18 protein-coding genes are annotated in these 25,659 nt (G+C 37.0%); 3 read left to right on the plus strand and 15 right to left on the minus strand.

Annotated elements, in window-relative coordinates:
* Nucleotides 1–7 precede the first annotated feature (7 nt).
* The 9 genes from V7108_RS17625 to V7108_RS17665 form a co-directional block, all read right to left on the minus strand.
* Nucleotides 8–1,852 carry a hypothetical protein gene (locus tag V7108_RS17625; RefSeq protein ID WP_335518211.1) on the minus strand — a complete coding sequence of 615 codons (1,845 nt, stop codon included), beginning with the start codon at nucleotides 1,850–1,852 and terminating at the stop codon, nucleotides 8–10.
* 28 nt (nucleotides 1,853–1,880) lie between these two features.
* Nucleotides 1,881–3,461 carry an FAD-dependent oxidoreductase gene (locus tag V7108_RS17630; RefSeq protein WP_335518213.1) on the minus strand — a complete coding sequence of 527 codons (1,581 nt, stop codon included), beginning with the start codon at nucleotides 3,459–3,461 and terminating at the stop codon, nucleotides 1,881–1,883.
* A gap of 73 nt (nucleotides 3,462–3,534) precedes the next feature.
* Nucleotides 3,535–4,509, minus strand: a complete 975-nt coding sequence (locus V7108_RS17635; protein WP_335518216.1) for a Gfo/Idh/MocA family protein — start codon at nucleotides 4,507–4,509, stop codon at nucleotides 3,535–3,537.
* Nucleotides 4,506–5,516: a Gfo/Idh/MocA family protein gene (locus V7108_RS17640; RefSeq protein ID WP_335518219.1), complete on the minus strand. Its 1,011-nt coding sequence runs from the start codon at nucleotides 5,514–5,516 to the stop codon at nucleotides 4,506–4,508. The genes V7108_RS17635 and V7108_RS17640 overlap by 4 nt, the downstream gene beginning before the upstream one ends.
* A gap of 45 nt (nucleotides 5,517–5,561) precedes the next feature.
* The gene (locus V7108_RS17645; RefSeq protein WP_335568967.1) at nucleotides 5,562–6,905 is read right to left on the minus strand and encodes a GH1 family beta-glucosidase; all 1,344 of its coding nucleotides are present in this window, start codon (nucleotides 6,903–6,905) and stop codon (nucleotides 5,562–5,564) included.
* A 12-nt stretch (nucleotides 6,906–6,917) separates the two neighbouring features.
* The gene (locus V7108_RS17650; RefSeq protein WP_335518225.1) at nucleotides 6,918–8,798 is read right to left on the minus strand and encodes a beta-N-acetylhexosaminidase; all 1,881 of its coding nucleotides are present in this window, start codon (nucleotides 8,796–8,798) and stop codon (nucleotides 6,918–6,920) included.
* Nucleotides 8,799–8,913: 115 nt separating this feature from the next.
* Nucleotides 8,914–9,918 (minus strand): zinc-binding dehydrogenase, encoded by a 1,005-nt coding sequence (locus tag V7108_RS17655; protein WP_335518228.1) that lies wholly within the window; start codon nucleotides 9,916–9,918, stop codon nucleotides 8,914–8,916.
* 21 nt (nucleotides 9,919–9,939) lie between these two features.
* Nucleotides 9,940–10,995 (minus strand): dihydrodipicolinate synthase family protein, encoded by a 1,056-nt coding sequence (locus tag V7108_RS17660; RefSeq protein ID WP_335518231.1) that lies wholly within the window; start codon nucleotides 10,993–10,995, stop codon nucleotides 9,940–9,942.
* On the minus strand, nucleotides 10,995–12,011 hold the full coding sequence (locus V7108_RS17665; protein ID WP_335518233.1) for an NAD-dependent epimerase/dehydratase family protein: 1,017 nt from the start codon (nucleotides 12,009–12,011) through the stop codon (nucleotides 10,995–10,997). Before V7108_RS17665 ends, V7108_RS17660 begins: the two co-directional genes overlap by 1 nt.
* 235 nt (nucleotides 12,012–12,246) lie before the next feature.
* Between V7108_RS17665 and V7108_RS17670 the strand changes: the two genes are divergently transcribed.
* Nucleotides 12,247–13,602: a hypothetical protein gene (locus V7108_RS17670; protein ID WP_335513906.1), complete on the plus strand. Its 1,356-nt coding sequence runs from the start codon at nucleotides 12,247–12,249 to the stop codon at nucleotides 13,600–13,602.
* 73 nt (nucleotides 13,603–13,675) lie between these two features.
* Here V7108_RS17670 and V7108_RS17675 read toward each other — a convergent pair whose 3' ends face one another.
* The 5 genes from V7108_RS17675 to V7108_RS17695 all read right to left on the minus strand — a co-directional run bounded on the left by V7108_RS17675 (nucleotide 13,676) and on the right by V7108_RS17695 (nucleotide 19,107).
* Nucleotides 13,676–14,575, minus strand: a complete 900-nt coding sequence (locus V7108_RS17675; RefSeq protein ID WP_335518972.1) for a gfo/Idh/MocA family oxidoreductase — start codon at nucleotides 14,573–14,575, stop codon at nucleotides 13,676–13,678.
* A gap of 29 nt (nucleotides 14,576–14,604) precedes the next feature.
* A complete protein-coding gene (locus V7108_RS17680) occupies nucleotides 14,605–15,381 on the minus strand; it encodes a carbohydrate ABC transporter permease (RefSeq protein WP_420489117.1) in 777 nt (258 codons plus the stop codon).
* 63 nt (nucleotides 15,382–15,444) lie between these two features.
* Nucleotides 15,445–16,371, minus strand: a complete 927-nt coding sequence (locus V7108_RS17685) for a carbohydrate ABC transporter permease (protein WP_335518999.1) — start codon at nucleotides 16,369–16,371, stop codon at nucleotides 15,445–15,447.
* 116 nt (nucleotides 16,372–16,487) lie between these two features.
* Nucleotides 16,488–17,756, minus strand: a complete 1,269-nt coding sequence (locus tag V7108_RS17690) for a sugar ABC transporter substrate-binding protein (RefSeq protein WP_335518977.1) — start codon at nucleotides 17,754–17,756, stop codon at nucleotides 16,488–16,490.
* A gap of 271 nt (nucleotides 17,757–18,027) precedes the next feature.
* The gene (locus V7108_RS17695; protein WP_335568968.1) at nucleotides 18,028–19,107 is read right to left on the minus strand and encodes a GNAT family N-acetyltransferase; all 1,080 of its coding nucleotides are present in this window, start codon (nucleotides 19,105–19,107) and stop codon (nucleotides 18,028–18,030) included.
* 153 nt (nucleotides 19,108–19,260) lie between these two features.
* Here V7108_RS17695 and V7108_RS17700 point away from each other — a divergent pair, with 153 nt between their 5' ends.
* The gene (locus V7108_RS17700) at nucleotides 19,261–19,878 is read left to right on the plus strand and encodes a YesL family protein (RefSeq protein ID WP_335518982.1); all 618 of its coding nucleotides are present in this window, start codon (nucleotides 19,261–19,263) and stop codon (nucleotides 19,876–19,878) included.
* A gap of 127 nt (nucleotides 19,879–20,005) precedes the next feature.
* Entirely contained in the window at nucleotides 20,006–21,601 is a 1,596-nt protein-coding gene (locus V7108_RS17705) for an FAD-dependent oxidoreductase (protein ID WP_335568969.1), read from the plus strand.
* A gap of 47 nt (nucleotides 21,602–21,648) precedes the next feature.
* Here V7108_RS17705 and V7108_RS17710 read toward each other — a convergent pair whose 3' ends face one another.
* Entirely contained in the window at nucleotides 21,649–25,536 is a 3,888-nt protein-coding gene (locus V7108_RS17710; protein ID WP_335568970.1) for a cohesin domain-containing protein, read from the minus strand.
* Nucleotides 25,537–25,659 lie beyond the last annotated feature (123 nt).

Raw genomic sequence — 25,659 nt, forward strand, 5'->3', positions numbered from 1 at the left:
CTTTACATCAAAAATCTAGTAGCGACTGATCCAATTCTTTCAATAATAATCCTGACACAATGATAGCATTCGTCCAACCGCTCTCCATTACATAAGCACCCCAGCCTGTATCGCCATTATTGCCATAATACTCGCCACGCTCCAGGTGAAAAGAACGCATCCAACCGCCATCAAATTCGCATTTCGGAGCGGAGATTTGAATGGAAGAGATAAAATGGACTATTTTTTCATGGAAATCTTTTAAATCAGAATTTCTAGTTGCTTTCACGGCTTCCCAGGCATTTACACATAAGAAATTATTAGTATATAACTGATCAGCAATACCTTCTTGATTCAAACGAAAAACACCGGTATCTTCCGTTCCATATCGTTCTGGATCAGGATTATCCGCTTCCTCAATAGCTCCGAGTTCATGTTGGTGTCTAGTTAAATAATCAGTAACTTCATATAGACCTTTACGGATTTCTTCATCTTTTGTTATGGCATACAATTGCGCTAATGATAATAGGAATCTGCTGTATCCTGCTGTTTTGCTATACATAAACTTCAGTTTCTCTTTATTTTCCAACAAAGTTAACGTACCCTTAGAGGCAGTCTGTAGAAATTCACCATCATTTGAAACAAGATAGGCTTGTATAAATGCAGCATGAACAATTGCTTCGAAATGCGGATTCATACTGGCTTCCGTTGAAGTTTGAAAATAAGCCTTTCCGTTATCTACTAATTCTTGTTCTCGGATACATTCTGGTCGTAGACCATTTACATTTTGAGTGTTTAATAAAGCATAAGCTGTTAACAGACCTCTTTTTTTGTATTCTTCAATACCCGTTTTTCGATAAAGATATAATAGAACAAGTGCCACCCAGCTATTATCATCTGAAAAGATTTGATCAGGTTTGCTTCGAGGACTTTGATACCACTTCCAAAAACCATAAGTTATCGAATTTGGGACAACGTCCTGATAGCCTGCTTCGAATAAGTAAGTTAGCAAGTTTGCAGACATGTTTTCCCATTTACTATCCTTGGTATATTCTCCATACAAATAAAACATTAAAGCGGTATGAGCATGACAATCAGGCCGTAAATCATTGCTAATATCACTTCGAATCGAATGAACATTTTCATAAACCCCGAGACTTCCATCAGCCTTCGGCAAAATTCCTGAATGTAAAAACCACTGCACACCCTTTTCAATGGTTTTTTCAAAATCACCTTGTTTTGATAGCTGAATAACCGGATTTATCATCTTCAGTGGCATTTGATAATCCTTTATCAGCCATTTTATAACATCATTCCATAACCAATTAGGTCGCAGCGTCCAGATTTGTTCATTTCCTAAAAAGGAAAAAGTAGAAAAAATAGCTTTCCCTTTACCATGACTTTTTACAATTATCCCAGGATATGCCCCTTCCTCTTCTGTCCTATGGGTTTCTTTAAAATGACCGATATCCAATAATCTTTCCGTATCAAATGTAAACCCAGTTAAAAAGGGACCTTGCCATTCGAGCAGCTGACCTTTTTTACAATAGAGGTTATCGGTGGAAATGACTAATTTCTCAAGACGGCGATTGGTCACAGCAAAATCTTGTTTGAATCCAAACAGTCTTGATGTTGGGAATTCCTCACAATTAATTAATTCTCCATATAAGGTCCCGCCCTGCTCTATAAATTCCCATAACTTTTCTATCATTCCATAAGGCAATTTCATTGGTATCCCATTGTCGTTACCATTGATGATAATAAACTCATACTTTAACAGATTTTTTTCTTGTAACTCTTCAATACTTGAAAAGTAGTTTGTAACATCCACAAACGGTTTCATTTGCTTACTGTTGTCAACAAGAGCGATCAAAGCTATCCACTCCATTCTAAAATAGGAATCAGACTTTATGAATTTTTGGCCATTCTAATTCAATTCCTGCTTGTACCAATCGTGACTGAAAATCCTTTAAAAATGATTCTTTATTTCTCACTTCATGTGGAACTATGTTTTTATCTATACAATAAGAGGCTAATTGCCCCGCCGCTTCTCCGATATTCCACTCAACGGGATGAAGCCGGTAACAACCATTGGTTAGATGAGTGGTACCGATATTTTTACTAGCAGGCAAAAGATTTCGAACTCGAATCGGAATTAAACTGCCAAGTGGAATCTGGAATGGATGGGCTGCTATATCAATGTAACTATTCATTCCTGTGCTTGGATGAAGGTCTAAACGGTAACAACCAATCCCTACACTATCTTCAAAAAAAGTGGCAGTATCCTTTCCATCGATTTCACCACTAATATGCTGTTCTTTCACCGTGAACTCTGCTTTAATTCTTCTTGATTCCCGTATATATGGGTACATCGCCAAACCATCTTCTGTGCCTAAAACATCTTTTCTTAACCGTAAACCAGGATACCCGCTGCCTCCATCTGGACGCGGGGCTTCGGTTTGCATCCAATATAGTAACGATAAACTTAATTGTTTTGCATTAAATATATGCTTTTCCCTTTCTTCATCCGATACATCAATAATAGGACCTAACCAATAATCATTTTGCGGCCAGTTTACAATGGTAATATCACTTTGAAATGTTCCTTGTTCAAAATTTGTTTGATCAATAATTCTCCGGTAATTCCATAATGAAAAACGGTTTGGCTCGTAAAAAAATGAATACTCAATGGGTTCCAATGTATGTGGTACTAGACCCCACCAGCTTAATTGCTTTGCAGGCCAAAAGTGCGCCTGGTAGTCTTTCCAAAACTCATATTGGGCAGGTTTTTCGATTGTATGGTCTTCCCCCTCAACATAATCAACTGCAAAACAATACGTAAAAGCCTGCATATTGAAAGGTTCTGCTTCCATACTAACCGCATGGTCTTCACCGGTTTCTGCTTGTGATTCGGCTCCAGTTACATACTCAACATTCGCAAGAGGCAATACATCACCTGTTTCCGTTGCGTCCAAAAAATAGTTTCCCTTTAGTAGAAGCAAATGTTTTGTTATTGGATTATTAACGGTTAAAGCAAGCACCTGATCCTTTTCTGTTTCAGCACAAATTATTTTGTACTCGATTAACAATGTGAGCTTCCCACTACTTAAAAAAGGAGCCAACATATCATTTAGAACAGTTAATGCCACTCTTGGTTCGTGGCTAATAGTACTAACTAATGCATTACCAGGATTAAATTGCTGATTGTTTCGTTGGTTATTCTTCACTGGATAGTTAGTAAAATAGTAGTCTCTAATTTTTCTTCGGAATGTTCGATAATTTCTTGTTGCACCGAAACTTTCAATCCATGGATGTTCATCTGGCGGTACCCCTTGGTTGGTAATTTGACCACCAATCCATTTTGTTTCTTCAGTTAAAATTACCGTTTTTCCAGTCTGCAGTGCAGCAAGTGCAGCTGCACAACCTCCCAGACTGCCGCCAATAATGACAAGATCCGCAGATATTTCTTGTGAAACTTTCAATGTATTCACCCCTTCATTTTGTTCATGTAAAAGCAATCAAGGAATCAAGTAACCCCCTTGATTCCTATCATTATTAGTTCAGTTTTATTGGGGTCTTTTTTTCATTAGACTGATAGGCTGCAAGTGCTACCTCAACTGCCTTCATACCAGAAAAGCCAGTTGCCAGCGGAGACTTCCCTTCTCTTACACTGTTAACAAAATCTTCTATAAGCCCTGCATCCATATCATCACCCCAGCCAATCCATTTGACACCATCGTGATCAGAATATAAATCAAGCTTTTGTGAAAAGGCATCCACCTTTAACGTTCCATTCGTTCCAATAATTTCTAGCGTTACATCGCCCCATGTAGGATAGCAGCTATTCCTAGACCAGCTGCAATCTAAAGTGGCAAACATCCCATTCGTAAATTCCATCGTAATAATTCCGCAATCATCAATGGGATGATTCGTATAAACACTACCAATTTCCGCATATACTTCCGTCACTTCGGCACCTGTGAACCATCTCATAATATCGACAACATGAACAGTATGGTCAAGCACAGCTCCACCACCCGACTTCTCTTTTTCAATAAACCAGCCTCCAGGATTAGTTCCACGATTGGTTCCTTTAATCGCTAAAATTTCTCCTAGCACGCCCTGTTCAATCATCTTTTTAGCCTGTTGAATGGGAGTGTTAAATCGAACTGGAAAAGCTGTCCCTAACAAAACTTGATTTTCTTCGCATACAGTAATCATTTCTTCCATATCGTTTAAATTCGTTGCTAATGGTTTTTCACACAGAACATGTTTGCCAGCTTTGGCTGCTGCCAGTACATGTTGATGATGTAAACTGTTTTCTGATGTAACGATCACAGCCTCAATATCGCTTTTTAGCAAATCTTGATAGTTTTGATAATAGGTCGTGTCAAAAAACTGAGAATACGTTTTGCCTCTTTCTTCATTATCATCGGCTATTCCTGCCAGTGTCACACCTTCCATACCTTTCAATACGGATGCATAACTATGTGCATGCATATGGGCAAAACTGATAATTCCAATTTTCATTTCAGATCGCCCCTTTCTGTATCAAGTGATACAGGTAAACCTGTTTTTAAAGACTTTAGTGCAGCCACTGAGATTTCCATAGCTTTATAGGCATCTTCTGCTGTTACAATAGGCGTTTCATTGGTTTGTAAACATTTTAAGAAATGTTCAAGTTCAATATAATACGGTGACTTTTTCAAAGGACTTTGAGGTACGGGTACACCGCTATTTTCCTCATTTGATTTTCTAACTGAAAGTAAAACGGGCTCTTCTTTTAAACTATCATATTCGAGAATGCCGCTTTTTCCTGCAAATTCAAATTGTGAAGAAAAGGTTTGATGTGCCCATGTTCCTTCTACATGAGCAATAATTCCTGATTTAAAAACTACCGTCACTAACGCATAATCAAGGTGTTCGATGTTCCGTTCAGAAAGGCCTTTTGCAAACACTCTCTCAACCTCTCCAAAGGTCCAGCGCAAGAAATCAAAATCATGAATAATTAAATCAAGAATCACTCCTCCACTTTTCGTATGATCGGCATACCAATCGCTCCATCCTGCAGGAAAGTTCCCTCCCCTTTTCGTTCGAACGACACCTATATCTCCAATCGTTCCATTCGATACGAGTTCTTTTGTTTTTGAGTATTGAGGGAAAAACCGAACAACATGCCCAACGAATAATCTCACATCTTTCTTTTCACAATAATCAATCATTTCTCGTGCATCTTGAAGTGTATACGCTAACGGTTTTTCACAGATTACATCAATTCCATAATCCGCTGCCTTCATCACATATTCTTTATGTAAAAAAGTAGGAACACAAACATCGATAACATCAATATGATCTAGATTATCAACTGCTTCCTCTAAGGTTTGAAAAATCTTTGTATCATGTTGACCAATAATTAGTTCAGCTTGTTCTTTCCTTAAATCAACAATCCCGACTACATGAACATCTTCCATAGAATAATAGGAAGTGGCATGTTCCATCCCCATCGTTCCTGCACCAATCAATACTATCTTTTGCATACGATTAATCCCTCTTTCGATATATTCAGGATTCTGTCAGCCAATTTATATTTCCATCCAGCCATTAGAAATTACTTTTTTATACCAGTAGTAACTATCTTTTTTTATCCGTTCCGCTGTATTGAAATCTACATAAACAAGACCAAATCGTTTTCCATATCCTTCTGCCCATTCAAAATTATCGAGTAATGACCATGCCAGATAACCTATAATATTGATTCCTGAATCAATTGCTCTGCTTACCGCTGTTAAATGCTGTTTATAATATTTGATCCTATCTAGGTCTATCACTTTTCCATTAACAAGTTCATCAATACAACATGCCCCGTTTTCTGTAATAAATAATGGAACATTGCCATAGCGCTCTGCAAGATATTGAAACACTTTATAAAAGCCGTCTGCATAGATTGGCCATTCAATATAGGTCTGGTCATAATCGATTTCAATGTTTTCAATATCCAATAATCCAGCATTTTCTTTATAACGTGCAATATTTCCTGAATAATAGTTAACACCTATAAAATCAATCGGCTGATGAATGATTTCCATATCCCCTTCTTCAATATGGAGTTCTGCGCCTTTCTTTTTAAACCACTCCACCAAATAGTCTGGATAACGCCCCTTTAAAATGGGGTCTAGAAACCAGTCAATATTATGTCCAATTTCTCTTCTGCAAGCTTCAATGTCTTCCCGCTTATTGCTAAATGGTTCTCTCCACGTTGTATTGGTTGCTGTGCCAATTTGACCTTCTATTTCCATATCTCTAAATAACTTGACTGCTCTTCCATGTGCTAAAACTAAATGATGGGAAACATCAACAGCTAGCTGCAGGTCTTTAAACCCGGGCGCATGAACACCTCGATAATTGGATAAAAAGGCTGCACACAAAGGTTCATTAATTGTTTGCCAATACTTTACTTTCCCATTAAATTCTTTAAAAATCGTTTCAGCGTATTGACTATAGGCTTCAACGGTTTCTCGGTTTGCCCAGCCTCCATTATCCTGTAGAGCCTGTGGGAGATCCCAATGGTAAAGGGTAAGCATTGGTTCAATCCCTTTTTCCACTAAATGATCAACAAGGTTATGGTAATATTCCAACCCTTTAGGATTGAGTTCTCCTTTTCCGTTTGGATATATCCTTGGCCAGGAAACTGAAAAGCGATACACATTCGCCCCTAATTGGTCCAATAGTTCAATATCCTCTGTATAACGATGATAACTATCACATGCGACATCACCGTTATCTCCATTTTTCACGTTTCCCGGGGTACGGGAAAAGGTATCCCATATGGATAACCCTCTCCCATCCTCGAATGCTGCCCCTTCTATTTGATAAGCAGCAGTTGCACTTCCCCACTTCATATCTTTCGGAAACTGAATAATTGGCATATGTCTGACCTCCTAAATTAAGTTGCCCGCTGTGACAATCCGATGATAGAAGTGGTTTCCTAAAGAACCTTCTTCAATACCATTTGGACCATCATGTATTAATCTCTTTTCTTCTAATTCTTCAATGATTGTAATCTTATCTTCTAGCCATTGCTGTATACGGAATTGTGCAGTTTCCATCCGCGCAATTAGACCACCATAGCGAAGTTCCAATACTTCCCATCCAAATGGTTTATATAAGGAAAACCATACTTCTCTATGCTTGTGTCGAAGAAACCCGGCCTCTTTGGTCAGTTCGTTACTTTCTTCTAAAAGAGATGTCATTTTCTCCTTATCTTTTTGGTCATAGGCAGACTTTAACTGTATTCCCATTTCTGCCTTTACACTTAAAACACGAGCTAATTGTTCATAGAACTCAAATAAAAGCAATGCGTTAGGGTTTCTATCCTTGGCAGCATTTAATTGGGGAACTAGTTTTTGAAAATGCTCATTCATTCCCAGCCCGCGGATATTTTCATCAAATAAACCTAACAGTAAATCCTGCCACAGCAAAAATTTTGAAGCATTTGATGAATGTAGATTTTTTTCCATTACACCTGGGGTTTCATCTAATTGATTTAATAAAAGAAAATCCTCTAAATGATTACCAGTACTGAAATGGAATCGGTCTGCTAATTGATTTTTCCCAACCTTTTCATGATAGGTATGTTCAGCAAAAAGCTGAATGACGGGTAATGCAGTAGATAGTGGTGTTTCTGCTCCATTGTCACCCCATAATGTAGTGAAAATTTCTTGAATACCTTCTTTTTTACATGCCGTTAAAGCTGCTTCCGTTGTCGCAAACGCTCTTCCATAATTAGGTGATATCCCATTCCACGTCCATGCGCCGCCAGCAAAAACAGTATTTGTTCCCAACTCTCTATGTTTCTCAAAATAAGCGCGGTAAAAGTCTTCATCATCATGATAGTAGTCCCAATAAACAAGCTGAACATTCTTTGGAATGGATTCAATCGCTTCTTTTGGAATACTAACATCTGTATCATAATATTCCCCATGCTTTGAGCCTAATCGGAAGTACATATCACTCCAAATCATTGGCTTTAAACCATGAAGTTCCGCGATGGAAACAACCTGACTTAAATGTTTGTTCATAATCTCAAAACGATTTTCATAACCATTTAAGTCTAAATAACGCCCGAGCCCAAGCTGATGGGCTTCATCCATCCCAATATGAATTCGTTTCGATTTAAATGGTCTCGAGGCAGCTTCGATCATACTTTCGATAAATTGATAGGTTTTCGGTTCACCGACTAGTAATATATCAGCTGTATCTCTTATATCTGAAGCATAGCCCCACTTTAAAGCCATTATTAAATGGGCTAGGGTTTGAATGCAAGGAATCATTTCAATGCCAAAGGTATCAGCATATTCATCGCAAGCTTTCAGTTCTGCTTCTGTATATCTTCCACGCATATAACCAAAATACGGATAATCTGGAACTTCATATGTATCCTCTGTATAAAGCATAACGACATTTAAACCCATTACTGCCATTTTCCTAAGCAGTCCGTTTACTTCCTCTACTTTTAAAACAGCATTTCTAGAAACATCCAGCATCACACCACTGGTTTGAAATTGAGGGTGTTCTTTCAGTTCAAATTCACCATTCTTCCGGTAGTTTTCCAACCATAAACCAATGGCTCGAAAGAAATGAATTTTTTCCTGATAAATGATTTCACCTTTGCCACCTTTATTACTAACTTGAATAGGACCGACCCTTTGTGTGACAGAAATCGGGTACCCTTTTTCATGTAATTGAATGTTCAACTCATCCGATAAAAGCTGTAATCCTGTTAAAATCGAATTAGATTCGCCCATTAAATTTATTTGCATATGGTCATACCTCATTTCACCAATTTCATAATTTCAGTAAGTACGGTGTAGATAAAACCCATTGCATAAATACAATGGGTCAAATCTATTCCTTCAAAAAGTGAATTTTATTTATTTACTTATAGTGAATTAGTTTAGTAAGTGTCGTAGATTCCTTATTAAACAATTTTTCAAATTCTTGTGGTGCTTCATCAAATTCAACTACTTCAGTAATAAATGCTCGAACATCAATCCGTTTTTCTTTGACAAGTCGAATATATTCTTCTACGTTTCTACCTTCCGTCCAGCGAACATATTCATATGGATAGTCAATTGCTTCATATTCATATACTTTGTCATATCTGCCAGGTCCGCCTGCTCGAGAAATAAGCAGCTGTGCTTCTTTAGCAAACATTAAATCTCTCGGGAAATCTGGTTCAATATCACCAACAATTACAGCCTTTCCTTTATTGCGGATCCATTTCAAACATTCCTGTGTTAGTGGTGAACGTTTGCCTCCCGCACATAATAGAACCGCATCAGCGCCATGGGATTTCGTTTCAACCCGAATGGCCTCTTCCATCTCTTCAATTGTCGAAAAGGATTTAATTTTTTCTCCCTGCAGCATTTCAACTCTGCTTTCGTGAAGATCATAGGCGATGACATTGTAGGCAGCAGCATTAGCAATTTTGGCAATTAATTGTCCGAGAACGCCTAATCCTACGATAACCACCGTTTCACCAAAATGTAGATTCGCAATACGCAGACCATGAATGGCAATAGCACCGAGTCCAGCAAGAGCCGCTTCTTTTGGATCAACTGATTCAGGAACTTTCGCATATAAAGTTTTCGGAACTAACAAATATTCATCATGATGAACATATGGAGCTCCATAACACGCTACCAAATCCCCTTTTTTCACATCGGTGATTTCACTTCCGCATTCAACAACCTCACCCATCGCACTATAACCAAGATGAATCTGTTTATTTTCACTATTTGAAAGAATCGTAAGTTCAGTTCCTGGCGAAATGACAGAATATAACGTTTTAACTAATATATAAGAAGGCTTTCCTTCTATTTGCGGTAACTCGTCTTCAATAATTTCAACCTTCTTGTTGTGGGCTACAATTCTTTTCATTTGAACTCTGCCTTTCGTCTATTATTTAGCGAACCACTTTGATAAATTTGCTTTCACAAAATCATCATCGTGCAAGTGTGGATAGCTAGCATAAACCCGATTCAGCTCTTCTGCCTGCCCCGGACTTAATACTTCACGATCAAGCAAACACCAATTCCCTTGTAACAATCCTTGTCTTGCTAAAATTTCATTAATTCCAGCAATACTTCCTTTAAAACTATTTCTAGAATCAAAAATTGCTGCATTTGCATCTGTAATCTCTTGACCAAGAGTTAGCAGCTCTTTTGGAATCAAATCGTGATTTTGCACTTCTTTTACTTGATCAAAAATCTCAACTACTCGTTTTGTCCAAACGGACCAGTGTCCAAGTAGACCGCCGACGATTTTCTTTTCCACTTTTTGATTTCCAATATTGAATTGAAAAGTTGTAAGCAAGTCATTTATGATGTTATCGTCATTACCAGTGTACAAGGCAATTTCTTCATTACGAGGAGAATGACAAACGGCACGTACAACGTCTATCGAACAATAGCGATCAAATGGTGCTATTTTTATTGCATAAACATTCGGGATGGATGCGAATCTTAGCCAAAAATCATATGATAAAACTCTTCCACCCACTGCCGGTTGTAAATAAAACCCGAATAGTGGAATGATTTCTGCTACTTTCTCTGCCCGGTCAATTAAATCATCTTCTGACAGATGGTTTAATCCACCCATACTTAGAAGTCCTAAATCATAACCGGCTTCTTTACTAAATTTTGCTTCAAAAAGAGCCTGTTCAGTTGGTCCGCAAATCCCTGCCACCTTAATAAATTCATCCGGAACATTGGCCTGTTTTGTTTCTTCTATCGCAAGAGATAACACTTTTTTATATAGATTATATTCAGGTTCACGAATTTCAAATTGGGTGGTGTGAACCCCAACTGCAATCCCACCTACACCAGCATCAATGTAATACCGTGTTAATGCCCGTTGACCAGGTTCATCCAACTGTCTATCCTTCGTCAATGCCAGCGGATGTGCTGGTATAACTGTACCTGCATGAAGCTTTTTCTTAACAGCCTCTTTCAGCATTAAAATGCACCTTCTCTTTCTTGGAAATGAGTTGGTTTATTAATGGTCTGCCCATCACTGACAACCCAGTCAGCAATCATATCAATCATTTGTTGTGCCGTTACTTTTGGATACCCAAATAATTTATGTGCATGTGATGCATTGTTAAGCAGCGCAGTTGGGCTTTCTGTATGAACAAACACTGGTTTCTTATCCATCCGTTTTCCGAACTCCGATGCCAGCCATCTTACAGATAATGTTTCTGGTCCTGTCACATTTAAGATTTTCGGAGGGTGATTGGTATGTAATAATGAGCGAATCGCATACTCATTCGCATCTCCCTGCCAGATTACATTTACATTTCCCATTGTCAAATCAATTGGTTTTTCTGAATACACACTTTTTGCAATTTCTAGTAGTACTCCATAGCGTAGATCGATTGCATAATTCAATCGAAATATAACCATTGGTGTTTGATTTTTATGAGAAAAATAAGTAAGCACACGTTCTCTTCCTAAACAAGATTGAGCATACTCTCCAACCGGATTTGCCGGTACATCCTCCGTGCAACTATTGCTTAAAACAGTTGAAAATGGATATACATTTCCTGTTGAAAAAGCAACAATACGTGAGTCTTTAAATTTTTCCGCTAACCGACCTGGCAAATAGGCATTCATCGCCCATGTATAATGCTCATTCCCTACTGTTCCAAATTTGTTTCCTGCCATATAGATAATATTGTTAACATTAGGCAAGTCCTGAAGATCTTCTTCTTTTAAAAGATCAGCCTGTATCGTTTCAATTCCGAATCCCTCTAATTCTTCTCTTAAACTACTATCGGTAAATCTTGCCACACCAATTACCCTTTTTTGTACGCCTGCTTGATCAATAGCTCTTTTTGTCATTTTCGCTAACGTTGGCCCCATCTTTCCACTAACACCTAATATCATAATATCGCCATTTACCTGTGCGATGTCTTGAATTAATTCTTGGCTGGGTTTGGTCATAAAATTGTCTAATTCTGCAATCGTTTTCATACTGATCCTCCTAGAATAAATATTAATGTCTTCTGTTATGAAACTCATATATTACTAATTTGATTTCATTTTATATTTAGCTTTATTAAAAGACAAGTCACTTAAAGGTCTTTTAATAGCCATCACTTTTCAGAAGAAAATTTTATGTTTGACAATTAGAAACGTTCATCTTAATCTAGTAGTAAGATTATATAAAGACATTTCTTTAATGTGTCTTTAAACAGGAGATGACAAGATGAAAACTAACCAATTATCTAACAACGTCCCCGAAATTATTATTGGAATCGTTGGTCCTGAAGCACTTGACAAAGAAATAATGAAAGCGCTTGAAGCCTTCCCGAATTTTCATCCCATTTTTTTAAATGCAACACCATCAACAATCGTCCCTGAAGTCATTGTTACCTTGATTAATAAAGTTGAAGTACTTCTATTCACCGAATTTCCCACTTACTTTAAAGCAAAACAGCTTATGGACTTCTCAATTCCTTCTCATTATGTTCCTTTAATGGGGACAGGTCTTTATCGATCATTGTTTCTAATTAAAAATCAATATGATTCAAAATATTTATCTATCGATACAGTTGAGGAAAAATATATTCAACATATTTTTTATGATTTGGGTGAAACCAAATATGAATATAAATCCTTTCCTACATATAATCAGGCCGAACCCATTCACTCAATCGTTCAATTTCATCAAGAAAACTATCGAGAATTTGGTTCCATTGCGATTACGGGTATACAGGAAGTTTCACTGGAATTATCAGAAATGGGCATTCCTAATGAATGGGTTACACCAACCTATCAGGATATAATTGTTTCCCTTGAACGAGCATTACTCGCTACGGAAGCTCGCAAAAATAAGGAATCGCAAATTGTCTTTGGAATCATCGATATTGATAAATTTGATAAAGCCACTGAAAAATATACAACTGAACATGAAGTACAATTATTAAAGCTGAAGTTTCAACAAATGATGCTGAATTACACAAAACTCCTTGATGGCCATTTAATCAATTCAGGCGGAGAGGAATTTTCTTTTATAACTACACGAGGTATTTTCGAAAGAGAAACACGTGGTTATAAATTTATTCCATTATTAAATGCCGCCAAAAGCGAACTTGGTGTGTCATTAAGCATTGGCGTTGGATTTGGACGCTCAGCAGCTGAGGCAGGCAGCCATGCAAGGATGGCACTGCGTCAATCAAAAGAATTAGGTGGTAATGTATGTTATATCGTTCGAGAAGACCAAAGTGTCATAGGACCGGTTGACATTATAACCGATACCCAATATGAAAAATATGATTTATCAATCACAGATGCAGAGCTGCTAGAAAAAGCAGAAAAAGCAGGAATGTCTGCAGCCTATATGACCAAATTAATGGCAAGAGTGGCACGTCATAAAAAATATGATTATACGGCCCAAGAATTAGCTTCAACATTAACCATTACAACGAGAAGTGCCCACCGGATCCTGTTAAAATGGATGGATGCGAATTTGGTAGATATTGTAGGTGAAGAAAAAATCACCTATAAAGGCAGGCCAAGACGCATTTATCGGCTTAGTTTTATAATGGATAGCAATAAATAATAATAATGATAGGATGAAACAGCGGGAATAGGAAAGTGACCGCTGTTTCACATTGTTTCTATCCCAACTAAAATCAAATCCATATTTGTTCCCCAGTCACTTTGCTGTCATTGGCCGCTTCAATAAAGCGAATTATTTCTTGCGTTTCAGTTACTGGTACACTCTGTTTGCCTTTTCTAAAGAAAAGGATAATTTGTTCTAGCAAACTAGCATAATACGGTTTTGATGCCGAGTCGATTAATACATATTCATTCCCGTATTCATAATGAATAACTGCACCAAAGTTATTATTGCCTTTTCTATTCCCTCTTGCTGTACCTATTCTGCCATCTTCCCATTGTGAAATAATCAAATCATAATCTTGATTGGACACTGTCCGTACATTTTTTGCCCCGCGCCCTAAAATGGCATAAAGCATTTCAATTGTATGTATCCCATACCAAAAGTACCCTGGCTGCGTTTCAACTATTTCCATTGGACCAAAACAGTCTGCTCCAATTATTTTTCCTTTATCTTGTATAGAAAGTGCCTGGCTCAAGGCTTCAGCAAATCGCAACGCAGAAGTGCTCATGATGGGAGTATTATATTTTTCTGATAGTTTCACCATTTTAGCAGCATCAGAGGAACGTAAACAAAATGGCTTATCAATGAATATTGGTTTATTAAACATGACCATTTTACTTAATTGTTCCAAGTGTACTCTGCCATCTACAGACTCTAATAAAATGGCATCACATTGCTCTGCCACTGCTTCAATGGTCCGAACGATTTTTACCCCATATTGTTCAACTTCCTTCGTTATCCCATCAATCCGAGAATAACTTAACTCAAAATCAAATGATCCAGCGGGGCATGCCATTATAACCCTTCCACCTGGTACATGAAACTGGTTTTTCGGATCATTTAATAATTTTGTAAAAGCAACAGCATGAGAGGTGTCTAAACCAATCATTCCAATTTTTAAATTCTCCATATTCCCTCTCCTCAATTAAACTAAAGAGACTATTTCAACCCTGACATCTGTATGCCTTCTGTAAAATATTTTTGGAAGAACAAAAAGATTAAGAAGGTCGGAATAAAGGATAAGGTGGCACCTGCCATTTCAATTCCAAAATTCCCTTCCTTACTCAAAGTAGAGGCTAAACCGACTGTAATTGGATACATTTTTTCATTCGTCATATAAATTAAAGGCTGAAATAAATCATTCCAGTTACTTACAAAAGCAAATGTCCCAACAGTTGCAATCGATGGAAATGCTAATGGCATATAAATTTTCCGAAAAACATGAAAGTCATTGGCTCCATCCATCCGAGCAGCTTCATCTAATTCCATCGGAATACCTTGCATAAATTGGCGAACTAAAAATACACCCATAATGGCCCAAAGTTCTGGAATAATTAATGCTTGATATTCATTAATCCAGCCAAATTTTGAAAACATAATAAATTTAGGAATGATTAGTAATTGTGGCGGAATCATTATGACTGCCATAAATGTCCAGAAAATGACTTCCTTCCCAACGAATTGCTTTCTAGCAAAAATGTAACCTAAAATACCTGCAAAAAACATTTGTGAAAAAACAGGAATGATTGTCACGATTACTGAGTTTAAAATCCAGCGCAGAAAATTATCATTTCTAAATAAGTAAATAAAATTATTCAAAGATGGATTATCTGGGAGCCAAAATAATGGATCTAAGGATGCAAATGTAGTTTCTTTTAGTGAACTTAACACCATGATTAAAAACGGAAGGAGAAAGCAAAATCCTAAGAAGAACATGACAAAATATTTTAATATTTGCTTTAACAAGTTATTTCATCTCCCTTACATCACGCTGTCTCATTAGTAAATACTTTGATCATTTCCAAAATATTTTTTCTGAATTAGCGAAATGACTAAGATAATAGCGAATAATACATAGGATAATACGGCTGCATAACTAAAATTCAAATTCGTGAATCCAATCGTATATAGGTAATACACAATCGTACTTGTTGAGAAGTTCGGTCCGCCACTCGTTAATAAATAAGCTGAGTCGAATATTTGGAAAGATCCGATGGTTGTAATAATTAATACATAAAAATGAATTGGTTTTAATAACGGGAAGGTAATCATCCAAAAGGATTTAAAAGGTGAGGCACCATCGATTTTTGCAGCTTCATACATTTCTTTTGGTACCGACTGCAATCCAGCAAAATAATAGATCATTGTACTTCCGGATACTTTGAAAATACTTAATCCAGCTAACACGATCAGTGCTTGTGTAGAATCGGATAAAAATAATTGGGGATTCACTCCCAAAAAGCTTAATAAATAGTTGATAAAACCTGATTTTGTTCCCGAAAATAACCATTCCCAAATTCCGGCTACAACAACAAACGATGTGACAACAGGAAGGAAAAATATGCCTTTAATCAATTTGGTGAATCGAATACCAGACTTGATGATGAGCGCCAAAATTAATCCAAGTGCCATTGTAGGAACAATATAATAGAAGGAAAATAATAATGTATTCCAAATAGACTTCCATGCAATGTCGTCATTAAATAATTGCATCCAGTTTCTTAGCCCAACGAATTCTGAAACACCGATAATTCGATAATTTAGAAAGGTTAATATAAAACTATAAATAAATGGAATGACTTGAAAGACAAGGAAATGAGCTAAAATTGGTACAAGTATAATATAGACGAGGGCATTCTTTCTCCATTCGTCTTTGATTCTTTGCTTTAGAGGACGCTTCACTTTTTTTTCATTTTCTAAAGTCATCTTGTTTTTGTTTACCATGACCTTTTCCAAGCAATCACCTTATTTCCTTTTTTGTTAAGTAACAGAGAGTTTTATTCACGTTGGAATAAAACTCTCTAATTAAAGAAACTATTCGTTTACGGCTTAGCTAATTCGGCTTCGATCTTTTTAGCTGCTGCGTCTGCTGCTTCTTTAGGAGTTTTTTCTCCAGACATCATTGATTGAATTTCTGCTTGAATAAATGGCATGATGGCACGACCTTTAGGGTGAATCACACCAGGTAATGCATATTGTGTATATGTGGATAGCTGTTTCATATGTTCATTGGAATCAAATATGTCTTTCGCTTCTTCTTGTGTTGGGATATATTGTGTCACATTATTGAAAATTCGTTGGTTTTCAGCATTGGTAATTGCTTTGACAAATTCTGCGGCTGCATCTGGATTGTCAGTATTGGAAGGTACTACAAACATTCCCGTCGTACCATACGTTAATTGTTCTTTATTCTTTAATGGTTCTGCAATGGCAAACTCAAACTTACCCTCTTTTTGCAGCATTGTAACATCAATACCTGAGCCTAGAACTGCCATGATTTTCCCACCAAACCATAATTCATTTTGGTTGGTTGCTGTAATCGAATCTTCAGGAATATATTTATTTTGGTACATCTTGTTAACAATTTCGAACGCTTTAACACTATCTGCGCTATTGATTAGAACTTTATTATCTTCTGACACAACACCGCCGCCAGCTTGCCAAATCCATGGATAAATGGTACCGTTCATGGAACCTCCGCCAGAATAAGCTAATGCATAGAAATCCTTTTCTTTTGCTTTTGCTGCCCAAGCTTCAAATTCTTCCCAAGTCTTTGGAAGATTAGCTGGATCTTCACCAATCGCTTTAACAACATCTACATTATAGAAGAATGTATAGGCTTCTTGTAAAATTGGTAATCCGTATTTCTTATCTTTCCATGTTGTTGATACTAATGAAGATTCAACGAATCCATCAAGATCACCCTCATCTAAATAGGGATCTAATTCTAGAAGCATTCCTACATCTGCATATTGTGGCATTTGGTCAGGAATGGCATAGAAAACATCTGGTCCATTGTTAGCAGCTAATGCAGTTAACACTTTTTGATCACGATTGGACCAAGGAATGGTTTCAATATTTACCTTTACATCAGGAAACTCTTTATTATAGTTTGCAATAATGTCTTTCCACATTGCTTCTTCTTTTTTCGCATCACTTGTATAAGGATGTACCCAAACGGTTATCTCACCATCAACTTTATCTTCACCTTTGTCATCACCTGGTTTTGAACTTGTTTTATCACTGCAAGCTGCAAGAATTAAACTAAATGCTACCATAAGTATCAGTAACCATTGACTTTTCTTTTTCATGTAATAAACCCCCGTTTAATTATTGAAATAAAAATCTTAAAGTCCTTAAATCTAATAAACTTTTATTTTTTATTGATCCCCTCCTTACATCCCTTATCCCTTTTTTGTAAAAAACATATAGTTGGAAGCGTTAACAATAGGTGCCGAAAAAATGAGCACCCTTAATTCTTAATAACTACATTTTAGATTTTTTTACATATTGTGACAAGTCTATAAAGTGTCTTTAATATAATTCATGAATTAATATAGTCTCTATACAAATTCAGATTGATTAAACATAGTTTAACCCTTGTGGAAATGGAAAGGGAACTGGAAAAAAACTATCTAAATATGGATCAAACCTTTTGTTCCCTTTTAATATTAGCTCCTCTAATTCCTGATTATTTATTACTATAGAAGTTTGTTTAAAGATAAGTTTTTTATGATCTTCATCTTCATCCAAAATTTCTAATTTTCCTTCAAAATATGATCGAAGCTGTTTCAATAGTAAATCCAAATTCATAATCTTCACTGTTCCCGGATACGGTTCTTGCACTTTCTCCAGTGAGTCCAGCTGTTGGATAAGGGCTGTTTCAAATGCAGGAATATTGACCAACAAAGAATTTAAACCGTATTTTATGGCCTCTGCAAGTAAACCTCGAATGGCTAAAGGGTCTCCTCCCCATTCTATCACTCGAGAATCTATATTTTCTTTTTCCTGATATGGCATTCCAAACACTAAAAATGCTTTTAATTCTTGATTTTCTTCCGCTACAAGAACTTTATGATTCATTTTAAAAATACTAGCAAAACCAGCGGCCTCATTAAGGAGAGCTATTTCATAAATACTTTGTTCATATCGAATCGATCGATTTTGACTTAGTTTCCTTAACTGAAACCAGTCATAAGGTTGCAGCTCGCGAACTGTATAGTCTTCATCTATTTGAAGATCATTTGGATGAATTTTATATTGATTCATTTTTCCATAATAGGTACATCCTTGTTTCATGTAGATGGGTAAATCTCCAGAAATAAATAGTACAGAAGCGCCTGACTTATTGACATGTTCAAAAATTATTTGTAAAAGTGTATTCGCTAGTCCTCTTTTACGATAATCAGGCTCCGTACAGACTGCACCAATTGAAAAAGCCTGCAATTCTGCACCCTCGATATGAAGAACTGATGGAACTAATCCAATAAAAGAGACTAATTTTTCATCGATAAAGGCTCCATATGATTGATTTAAAGCTGAAGAAAACACTTGAGGGAAGGCTTTTCCCATAGACACATGTCCTTCTTTACGAAATACTTTATCTGCTAAATCAAAAGCCTGTTGAAATTCTCCCTTTTGTAATAATCGGTATTCTATCATTCTTTTCACCTCAGTTTTTATTTAGTTAACATTTTGAATTATGCTATACTACTACTAAACTATATAACCTACTTTTTATTATTTATGATGTGACACGTCTATTAAATGTCTTTAAATAATTCCATTACACTATTTTTACATGAGGTGGTTTATTTGACTGGATGGGAAAAATTTAATACTTTTGCAATTTGGATGTTAAAGGTGGCTTATTTAAATTTACTTTGGATTGGTTTTACTCTACTAGGTGTGGTGCTATTTGGTCTGTTCCCCTCCACTGGTGCCATGTTTTCAATTGTACAAAAGTGGCTGCGAAAAGAGCCTGTCGAGAAAATTTTCCATACTTTTTGGAGCATCTATAAGAAAGAGTTTATTTCCCTGAATAAATATGGGATCTTTTTTATCATGATTGGCTATATGTTAGTTTTTGACTTCTTATTTTTACTAAAAAATGCTGAGAAATTACAATGGCTCTATCCCGTTATCGGATTTATTACTATTTCATACATCGTTACTTTACTGTATTTCTTCCCTATCTACACACAATTTGAAATGAAGTTCTTTCAATATATCAAACAATCCTTTTTAATCGGCGCCAGTGCTCTATTAGAAACGATACTAATCTTTACCTCCTGCATGCTTCTAATGATCATTATAAGATTCATACCAGGCATCATCCCTTTATTTACTGGAAGTGTTTTAGCAGTTGCAATTACTTGGTGTAGCAATCGTGCCCTTCACAGAATTAATAGTCGGAAAAAATTCATTGTCTAGTTCATTCGTTTAAGAGTGCCCATATGTGTGCACTCTTTTTTCTGGCCAAAATACTTAAAGTCCGTTAATAGTCTTGCTTATTCCAATGATTATTTTAAACTTTAAGTAAAACCGAGGAGGTAATCAAATGGATTTCAGTGCATTACATTATTACTTACCAACTACTAAACCAATAAAACCAAAGATAATTGAAAGAAATTTAATCGTATATGGTGCAACTCCTGCTGGAATCACAGCAGCCATACAAGCGAAACGGATGGGCTTGTCTGTAACAATTGCAGAATTTGGTACCCATATTGGCGGTATTACAGCCAGTGGTTTAGGTGCCTCTGATAGTGGTGCTAAAGAAGCAATTGGAGGTTTATCAAGAGAATTCTTTCAAGAGTTAGGAAAGTATTACCACACCGATGAACAATGGACTTTCGAACCAAAAGCCGCAAAATTTGTATTTGATAATTGGCTTAAAGATAATGAAATTGATGTATTTTTTAGCCAGCATTTAGAAGTTGTAAAAACAGAAAATAGCAAGATTATCGAAATAGTAATGGAAGATGGCACTACATATAAGGGATCATTCTTCATTGATGCTAGCTATGAAGGCGACCTAATGGCTAAAGCAGGTGTTTCGTACTTTGTGGGCAGAGAATCGAATGCCACGTACAAAGAGACCTATAATGGAATTCAGTTTGGACATCCCCACCATCAATTTGAAAAATGGATTGACCCATATGTGGTCGAAGGAGACCCTTTAAGCGGGGTGTTACCAGGCATTACAGAAACCACGCATGAAACTCTTGGGTATCAAGGACAAGGAGATAACCGAATTCAAGCGTTTAACTTCCGGGTTTGCCTAACAAAAAATCCTGATAACCGTGTTTCTTTTCCTAAACCACCTTCTTATGACCCGGAACGATATGCTTTATTGTTACGATACATCAAGGCTGGGGTTTGGGATGCAATGAACCTTCATACATTTCTCCCAAGCAGAAAAACTGACTTAAATAATTATGGCGGATTTTCCACTGATAACATTGGGATGAATTATGAATGGCCAGATGGAAACTATCAAACGCGTGAAAAAATTTTCCAAGACCATTTCACATATAACCTTGGCATGCTGTACTTTTTAGCAAATGATGAACAAGTTCCACAAGCGGTTCGAGACGAGGTAAGTGAGTGGGGATTGGCAAAGGATGAATTCGAGGAAACTGGGCATTGGCCTCATCAGTTGTATATACGAGAAGCAAGAAGAATGCTAGCTGACTATGTTATGACCGATCATAATTGTTTAGGGGATCTTTCAGTTGAGGATTCGATTGGCCTGGCCTCCTATCAAATGGATTCCCATCATTGTAGAAGAGTGATTATCGACGGCTGTGTATACAATGAGGGGGATGTTGAAATCCCCATTTCGCCATATCCTATTTCATACCGGAGTATTCGACCTAAAGCTGATGAATGTACCAATTTACTTGTTCCAGTTTGTTTATCTAGTTCACATATCGCATATGGTTCGATTCGAATGGAGCCTGTTTTCATGATATTAGGCCAATCTGCAGGAGCCGCGGCAGCACTAGCCTATCAGAACAATACAACTGTACAAGACATATCTTATGAAAAGTTGAAAGATCAGTTAGTTAATTACGGACATGTACTCGAGTGGGATGATTCCATAGAGGACGACCCTATCTTACGAATGAAATCGACATTTGGAAAGCAATAAAAAAATGACTACATTACCATTTTGTGTAATGTAGTCATTTTTTATCTTCATTTAATCTTGTTTCCTGACTTTACTGGCTGCTTCCCCTTTACTGAAGGTATAATCTTCACCGTAATGGATTGATCCTTTCCAGTGATTACGTCCTCATCACGGTCCACATTAGATACCACAGATTCAGCCAATAGTGAAATACTAGTTAAATCAGTTTCTTTTTTTGCTTTGAAGCGGAGCACAATGATTTGAGCGTCTTCAGTTAGTGATTTACCGTCAGTCAAAGCAGATTCAATTTTTAATTTTCCAGGTTTTTTAGTTACTTGGATTTCTGAACCCTCTTCACTAAATGTACCAGCCAACTTAGCTGATTTAAATATAAGGTTTTTTGAATCATATCCCATTTGAGCGATAAAGTGATTAAGATTATTGACTTGATTTGCATGAAGCGTTACTTCAAATTCTTCCCCTCGTTCAACACTTAATGGACCATTCAAATTTAATTTCCCAGGATGTGTTTTATCTGTAATGGTTACCTTGTACATTAACGTTCGATTTGAACGTGGTGAATAGTAAAGATGTCCATCCTCACCAATCGTAAAGGCTTCTGAATCCTCAAAGTAAACAAAATCAAGTGTAGTTGGATCGATGGCTGCAAGTCGGCGGCCGAGCTGCAAATAAAGGATATCGTTATGCCATTCGGCATTATACGCTCCCCATTGTCCCCAAGAACCATCTGAAGGGAACAAGTTTTTATATTTAATTAATGCAAGTGATTCTGGATCCATTGCAAACACAATTCCATTTACAGCACCCCAAAGCAATCCATCTGATCCAATGGTAAGTCCACCAATAGCAGGAGGGCTATAAAGACCAGGAATATTTAATGAGATTTCCTTTATTTTTTCTTCTTTTTCTATATCCCACACAAAGATTTTTGCTTCCTTAGCGCTGGTCTCAGAACTAAGTCCACCGTTAATACTTGTTGATCCATAAATTTTCCCATCCTTATATGCTAAAGAAATAATGCTTTGATTTTCTACAATATTGCGGTATACCTTGTGAGATTCTTCTTGGTTTTGAGCAGATGGATCATAAACCATTAAAGCTCCACCAAGTTCACCATAGTCTGGTATCAACCCAACAAAGGTTTTCCCTTCGGCTTCAATCCCACTTATTGGGCGATCTTGTTCATCCCCAATCTTAAATAGTTTCCTAGGATTATTGCCGCTTGCTGGAGTATATTCCTCAAAACCAGCACCCGGATAAACTCCAAAGTAGACTTTGTCTTGGTAAGGAATGACGGCTCCAGCTTGCCCCATAGGGAAAAGCTTTAAATCTTTCGTAAACACATCATATTCGGCTGCCTTAGAAGCTTGCATGCCGGTAATATAGATTTTTCCATTCTCCCCCTTCTTAAACACATGGGTGATAGAAGGTGAAGGAGGCAAGAAATTATTGATTGTTTTAATTTTTCCAGTAGCTGGATTAAAGAATATATAACTTCCAGCAAAATTCATCGTCACCAAACTTACCCCTGGGAGGTCTGGATCAGATGATTCTACCCAATCGGCACCTCTAAATCCTGTACCATAATCAACAATTTCTACTACCTCAAATGTATTGACATCAAAGGAAGCTATTTTCCCATTAACCGGCATATAAATTTTTCCATCTTGTGAAGTTTTCGGCAGCTGAAGACCGGAAGTACTGTTTTCAATTTTAACATCTAGCCATTGTTCTGACTGTAAATCATACACATATCTAGTTTGGGACGTTTCAAAACGGGCAATTAACAGCCTGTCATCGACAATATCTAAATCATATACATAACCTTCTTCATTTAGCGGCGAAGCAATTTCAACCTTCTCACCAGTCTTTACATTGATTTTATAAATCTCTCCGAGGGAAGTTCCGCCATATACAAACCCATTACTATAATCAATAGAACGTACATATTCTTGGCTAATATGTCCCATTAATCGACCATAATCATGTGCTGTTTGTGTACTTGGGTCATATTTAATAATTTTACCCAGTGGACCTGTTGCAATATAAATATTGCCAGCTTCATCATGTTCAAGTGCCCAAAATACATTCTCTGTACTATGCGTATAAACTTTTTTAATATCCTGTGTTACAGGAGAGTAGACCCAAAGCTGTCCACCTGCAGCAACATATACATCTCCATTCGGTGCAATCGTATGGCTCCAAACGTCCCCTGCACCTTCCATTGGCAAACTGCGAATAAGCTTATGGTCATCTATATTCATAACATGAAAAACTGGAGGAACTCCTTTTACTGTCGTATACATGACATTGATACCGGATTCTTTTCCTGCATGTCCATCAAACAATCCAAGAGTATCCGCAATCGGTGCATTAAGGTTTTCGGGCTCACCAAAAACTAAGTTACCGAGTTTCCCATTCACTTCTCCAATACTAATCAATGAAGTTTGATCACTTTCTAACTGAAATTCATTGTTCAATATCGTTTCTTTACTCAATACCGCCCAAGCTTGTCCAGAGTCCGAAATCGCTTTGAACTGCAGTTGTACAATCCCTGAATCACTATCTACCGGCTGCTCCGGATTGGTAGAGGCTAAAATATTTATTTTCCCATTTGAATCTTCTGCTGTTACCGATGCATTTTCTGTTGAAAAGGAACCAAGTGGTTCAAATCCTGTAAACTGTAAATTCTGACGATCATAGATAAGATAGGCATTTATCTGAAAAAGTTCTTTTACCCTTGCTGCTTCTAAATTAATTGTAAATGTCTCACCTTTTTCTATTTGAGCAGGAGCAGTAATCGTTAGTGTTGCTGGTGATGGATCTGCTTCATGTATAATCGTAACATCATCAAAGTATGCTTCAGCAATTTGGTACGATGTTGTATACACTACCATTCTTGCATAAACCGCATTATCCGGTGCAACTACTTTTCTAGTATAAATATCACTCCATTCTACGACTGGAACGTCTTTTCCTGATTGATAATGCATTTCAGTTGCACCTACATCAATTCGGGTATTATCTGCATTATAAAAACGAATATCGATGCTTGCCGTACCACCATCTTTTAAATACAACTTGCTCGAACCTGTATAAAAATCCCCTGGTGTAACAGAAACATAATCACTAATTAAGGCAACTGACTGATTTCTGGATTGATCATAAATCTTTAAACTATGATCTCCAGTTGAACTAACCTCTTCATTCCATTCATAGTTATAATCAGCTCCCACATTAAATAACGAATCCCAGTACTGGATTTTCCCATTATATAATGGTTTTTCAAAGCTCGAATTTCTTATATCTTTTCCGATTGGTTCTACTACTATTTCACCCTCAATGGCCACATCATCAAAATAGGCTTGTGCAATGGCATAACTTGTTGTAAAAACTACTATTCTTGCAGATTTCGCATTACTCGGTGCCTTGGCAGATGGTGTTGACACCTTTGACCATTTTTCGACTGGAAATCCCTTAGACGTTTCACTGTGTGTAACATACTCTACTGTTGGAATCTGCTTGTTATTTTCATCATAAAATTGTATACGTAAGCTTGCAGTACTATTGGCTTTCAAATACAACATCGTTGTACCTGTGTACGAATCCCCTGGTTGAACGACAATCGGTTCACTTAGCAAGCCGACTGATTTTCCCCTATCACTATCGGAAATATGAAGACTATTATCTCCTGTTGCACCTTGTGCATTTGATACTTCAAACGTGTATCCCTGCCCTGTCGCGAACAATGGTGTCCAACTAGGTATTCGTCCATCCACCACCGCCTCTTCAAAACTACTATTTTTTACTAAGATCGATGTTGATGTTGTAGACGCACTAGCATTTTCTAAAAATAGTGATAATCCCTGAAAAGTTCCAGAAAGCGCTAACAGAATAGATAAGAATAACAGCATTACCTTCTTTTTCGCTGCCACAGTAAAACCCCTCTCCCTTTTGATTGGTAGTAAAGCTAACATCCACTTAATCTTCCCCATTGTATTTCTATCGCAATAGTGTAACAAGTCTGAAAATTGTCTTTAATTGGGTGTAAATAAATT

The organism is Neobacillus vireti (assembly GCF_036962345.1).
Taxonomy (GTDB): Bacteria; Bacillota; Bacilli; order Bacillales; family Cytobacillaceae; genus Neobacillus; species Neobacillus vireti_A.

Excerpts from the sequence above, each read along its gene's own strand:
- V7108_RS17635 (WP_335518216.1), bottom strand. The coding sequence starts at position 4,509 with ATGAAAATTGGAATTATCAGTTTTGCCCATATGCATGCACATAGTTAT.
- V7108_RS17640 (WP_335518219.1), bottom strand. The coding sequence starts at position 5,516 with ATGCAAAAGATAGTATTGATTGGTGCAGGAACGATGGGGATGGAACAT.
- V7108_RS17645 (WP_335568967.1), bottom strand. The coding sequence starts at position 6,905 with ATGCCAATTATTCAGTTTCCGAAAGATATGAAGTGGGGAAGTGCAACT.
- V7108_RS17650 (WP_335518225.1), bottom strand. The coding sequence starts at position 8,798 with ATGCAAATAAATTTAATGGGCGAATCTAATTCGATTTTAACAGGATTA.
- V7108_RS17655 (WP_335518228.1), bottom strand. The coding sequence starts at position 9,918 with ATGAAAAGAATTGTAGCCCACAACAAGAAGGTTGAAATTATTGAAGAC.
- V7108_RS17660 (WP_335518231.1), bottom strand. The coding sequence starts at position 10,995 with ATGCTGAAAGAGGCTGTTAAGAAAAAGCTTCATGCAGGTACAGTTATA.
- V7108_RS17665 (WP_335518233.1), bottom strand. The coding sequence starts at position 12,011 with ATGAAAACGATTGCAGAATTAGACAATTTTATGACCAAACCCAGCCAA.
- V7108_RS17670 (WP_335513906.1), top strand. The coding sequence starts at position 12,247 with ATGAAAACTAACCAATTATCTAACAACGTCCCCGAAATTATTATTGGA.
- V7108_RS17675 (WP_335518972.1), bottom strand. The coding sequence starts at position 14,575 with ATGGAGAATTTAAAAATTGGAATGATTGGTTTAGACACCTCTCATGCT.
- V7108_RS17680 (WP_420489117.1), bottom strand. The coding sequence starts at position 15,381 with ATGTTCTTCTTAGGATTTTGCTTTCTCCTTCCGTTTTTAATCATGGTG.
- V7108_RS17685 (WP_335518999.1), bottom strand. The coding sequence starts at position 16,371 with ATGACTTTAGAAAATGAAAAAAAAGTGAAGCGTCCTCTAAAGCAAAGA.
- V7108_RS17690 (WP_335518977.1), bottom strand. The coding sequence starts at position 17,756 with ATGAAAAAGAAAAGTCAATGGTTACTGATACTTATGGTAGCATTTAGT.
- V7108_RS17695 (WP_335568968.1), bottom strand. The coding sequence starts at position 19,107 with ATGATAGAATACCGATTATTACAAAAGGGAGAATTTCAACAGGCTTTT.
- V7108_RS17705 (WP_335568969.1), top strand. The coding sequence starts at position 20,006 with ATGGATTTCAGTGCATTACATTATTACTTACCAACTACTAAACCAATA.